The sequence below is a fragment of the Acidobacteriota bacterium genome, assembly GCA_009861545.1.
Lineage (GTDB): Bacteria > Acidobacteriota > Vicinamibacteria > Vicinamibacterales > UBA8438 > WTFV01.
Map to the genome: position 1 here is coordinate 4635 of VXME01000010.1, position 305 is coordinate 4939.

Consider the following 305-nt stretch of genomic DNA (forward strand, 5'->3'; position numbering starts at 1 on the left):
GGGGGGTGTGCGCCCCGGGGGGGGGAGCCTCACGTGCCAGCAGCTCAAGGGGATCGTGGCCGAGATGCGCGGCAGCGAGCCCGAAGTGGCCGATCTTGACGAGCTGGGCGAGTTCGTGCTCGACGGCGTGGCCGAGCGCCGCTATGTCATCGCCCGCGATCTCGACGAGACCGCCGAGCTGCTGCACTCCCGGGCCGATGCCATCGGCCGAGCGGAGATGCCTCCGGGTCACAACCTCGCAACCTGAGCGGAACCGAATTGGCAGCCCGGGACGCCCGAAACGGCACTCTCCGCTGCCAATTCGG

At 70.2% G+C, this 305-nt stretch carries 1 pseudogene (only partly in view); it reads left to right on the top strand.

The features are described from left to right. Positions 1 to 247: pseudogene (locus F4X11_01755) on the top strand (SDR family NAD(P)-dependent oxidoreductase) (it extends 647 nt beyond the left edge of the window). Positions 248 to 305 lie beyond the last annotated feature (58 nt).